Origin of the sequence: Mesorhizobium sp. M7A.F.Ca.CA.002.04.1.1 (assembly GCF_004022805.1) — a bacterium.
GTDB classification, from domain to species: Bacteria; Pseudomonadota; Alphaproteobacteria; order Rhizobiales; family Rhizobiaceae; genus Mesorhizobium; species Mesorhizobium ciceri.
This window is the reverse complement of sequence record NZ_RZPL01000708.1, coordinates 1-2,884: the sequence shown is the minus strand read 5'-3', so window position 1 is coordinate 2,884 and position 2,884 is coordinate 1. Positions and strand designations below refer to the sequence as shown.

Here is a 2,884-nt window from a genome sequence, read left to right as displayed (position 1 = left end):
GCCATCCTCACCAACGGCGCCGGCAATTATGCCACCTGGGTGCATCGTTTCCATCGCTTCCGCCGCTTCGCCACTCAAGGTGCGCCGACGTCAGGCTCGATGGGCTATGGCACGCCTGCGGCAGTCGCCGCCAAAGAGCTGTTTCCAGAGCGCACCGTGGTCGCTTTCGCCGGCGACGGCTGCTTCCTGATGAACGGGCAGGAATTCGCCACTGCCGTGCAATACGACCTGCCGATCGTCGTCGTCGTCGTCAACAACGGCATCTACGGCACCATCCGCATGCATCAGGAGCGCGAATATCCCGGCCGCGTGGTGGCCACCGACCTCAAGAACCCCGATTTCGCGGCTCTCGCCCGCGCCTATGGCGGCCATGGCGAAACGGTTGAGAAGACGGCGGACTTCGCCCCGGCCTTCGAACGCGCCCGCGCCAGCGGCAAGCCGGCGATCGTCGAGATCAGGCTCGACCCCGAAGCGATCACCCCGACCCGGACGATGACCCAGATCCGCGACAAGGTTTGAGGGCCGACCGGGGCAAGTCGAGTTCCTTCACGCCCCCTCTGCCCTGCCGGGCATCTCCCCCTCAAGGGGGGAGATTGGCAGTTTCGTCGTCTCGCCCTTCTTCCAACACTGGCGATTGGCGAAACCCGAAGTACATTCGATCTCCCCCCTTGAGGGGGAGATGTCCGGCAGGACAGAGGGGGGCGCTGTCCTGCCAACCTTCAACGGTCAGCTACTTCGCCTTCTCGATCTGGCCGCGGACCTCCCCATTCGGGTTCGCTTTGGTGTGGACGTTGACGTAATACTTGCCGGCCTCAAGGTCAGCCGCCTGGGCATCAGTGAGCGTCTCCGACCCCTTGATCGGGCTCTTGAGTTTTTTGAACGGGATGACAGGGTCGGCGTTTTCACCCATCGCCGCAGGGCCATGGATATGCGCGGCCGTCGCCGGTCCGCTGAGGCCGGAATATTTGACGTTCCAGTTGAGCTTCTTCTTGGTCGTGTCGAAGGTGAAAGTGGCTGTGCCCTTACCCTTCGTGGTGACGGGCGGGCTCTGCTGGCTGCCGTCTAGTGTCGCCTTGAACTTTTCCATGGCTGCCAGGGCGGGCGATGCGAACAGGAAAGCGGTCGAAATGGCCAGCGCCGACAGCGCCGGTAAGAAGGATTGGGTGCGCATGAAGAACCTCCGATTGACTGTGCACGCGTCGCGGCTCCCCGGCGCGCGCATGCGCCAACGGAACGGCCTGGCGGCACAATGTATCCAACCACACGTTTTTGTGATGACGTATAGAGATCCTAGGGCCGTCCTGTCCGGCTTCAGCGATAGCGGTCAGACCGCCGCCAGCGCCTGCGTCAGGTCGGCGATCAGATCGTCCGGATGCTCGACGCCGATCGACAGCCTGACCGTGGTCTCCAGCACGCCGATGCGCTGGCGCACCTCGAAGGGAATGCCCGAATGGGTCATGGCCGCGGGGTGACTGGCCAGCGATTCCGTTCCGCCGAGGCTCACCGCCAGCTTGAAGATCTGCAATCCGTTGAGGAAGGCGAAAGCCGCCTTCTCCCCGCCCTTGATGTCGAAGGAGAAGGTTGATCCGGCGCCGCTGCATTGCGCCCTGTAGGCGCGGCCGGCCGGCGTATTCTCGCCCAGAAACGGCAGGTAGTGCACCTTGTCGACCTTGGCGTGGTCGCGCAGGAATTCGGCGATCAGGCGAGCATTGTCGTTGGCCCGCTCCATGCGGATCGACAGCGTCTCCAGCGAGCGGCCGAGCATCCAGCAGGAATGCGGGTCGAGCTGCGTGCCGATCGCGCCGCGCAGCGCCTTGATCGGCTTGGTGATAGCCTTGCTGCCCATGGCGGCACCCGCGATCAGGTCGGAATGGCCGCCGACATATTTGGTCAGCGAATAAACCGACACGTCGGCACCATGTTCGATCGGCCGCTGGAACACCGGACCCAGCAATGTGTTGTCGCACACGATGATCGGCGTTGACCCTTGGCTCGCGCCGATCTCGTCGGCGATCTTGCGCATCAGCGCGAGGTCGACCAGGCTGTTGGTCGGGTTTGACGGCGTCTCGATCAGGATGACCGACACGCGGCCTTTCGCGACGGCCGCGTCGGCGGCCGTGCGCACCGCCGGCTCGTCCACGCCATCCGCGAAACCGACAGCACCGATGCCGAAACCGGAGAGCGTGCGCGTCAAAAGCGTCTCCGTGCCGCCGTAGAGTGGCTGCGAATGCAGGATGACGTCGCCCGGACGGGCATAGGCGAGCAGCGTCGTGGCGATCGCCGACATGCCCGATGAAAACAGGATGCAGGCATCCGTCCCCTCATAGATCGCCAGCCGGTCCTCGACGATCTCGCTGTTGGGATGATTGAAGCGCGAATAGACCAGGCCGGAGGCGGTGCCGCTCGGCGGCTCCTTCCTGCCGGAGGTGTAGTCGAAGAAGTCGCGTCCCTCCTCCGCCGACTTGAACACGAAGGTCGAGGTCAGGAACACCGGCGGCTTGACGGCGCCCTCCGAAAGCTGCGGATCGAAGCCATAGCTCAGCATCAGCGTCTCCGGGTGGAGCTTGTGGTTGCCGATATGGGTTTTCGACGGGCGTGGCGCGGTCATGGCTTTTCCTGCCTGTTCGACTGAAATAGTGAACGGCAATTTATGCGATCTCGTTCCGCCAGTCCTTGCTATTTTTGGGCTCACATGGCTGCATCCCCGCAACAAATTGCCTGGAGAGACCGAAAGTGCAGCAGAAGATAGCCGACGATTTCGACCTGAAAATCCTGCGTGAGCTGCGGGCCGACGCCCGCATCACCAACAACGAGCTTGCCGAGCGCATCGGCCTGTCGCCGTCGCCCTGCCTGAGGCGGGTGCGGCGGCTGGGGGGGAACGGGG

At 63.7% G+C, this 2,884-nt stretch carries 4 protein-coding genes; 2 read left to right on the top strand and 2 right to left on the bottom strand.

Going from position 1 to position 2,884, the window contains the following annotated elements:
* Window positions 1-519, top strand: a 519-nt coding sequence (locus ENZ75_RS27175; RefSeq protein ID WP_245481257.1) for a thiamine pyrophosphate-dependent enzyme, incomplete at its 5' end; no start/stop codon positions are given.
* Window positions 520-730: 211 nt separating this feature from the next.
* Here ENZ75_RS27175 and ENZ75_RS27165 read toward each other — a convergent pair.
* Window positions 731-1,171, bottom strand: coding sequence for a CHRD domain-containing protein (locus ENZ75_RS27165; protein WP_013530918.1), 441 nt, complete (start codon window positions 1,169-1,171; stop codon window positions 731-733).
* 153 nt (window positions 1,172-1,324) lie between these two features.
* A complete protein-coding gene (locus ENZ75_RS27160) occupies window positions 1,325-2,608 on the bottom strand; it encodes a cystathionine gamma-synthase family protein (protein ID WP_063168500.1) in 1,284 nt (427 codons plus the stop codon).
* Window positions 2,609-2,733: 125 nt separating this feature from the next.
* Between ENZ75_RS27160 and ENZ75_RS27155 the strand changes: the two genes are divergently transcribed.
* Window positions 2,734-2,884: winged helix-turn-helix transcriptional regulator (locus ENZ75_RS27155; RefSeq protein ID WP_128278447.1), on the top strand; the 151-nt coding region annotated here is incomplete at its 3' end.

What these genes read in the sequence shown, in the direction of transcription:
- ENZ75_RS27160 (WP_063168500.1), bottom strand. Translation starts at nt 2,608, where the DNA reads ATGACCGCGCCACGCCCGTCGAAAACCCATATCGGCAACCACAAGCTC.
- ENZ75_RS27165 (WP_013530918.1), bottom strand. Translation starts at nt 1,171, where the DNA reads ATGCGCACCCAATCCTTCTTACCGGCGCTGTCGGCGCTGGCCATTTCG.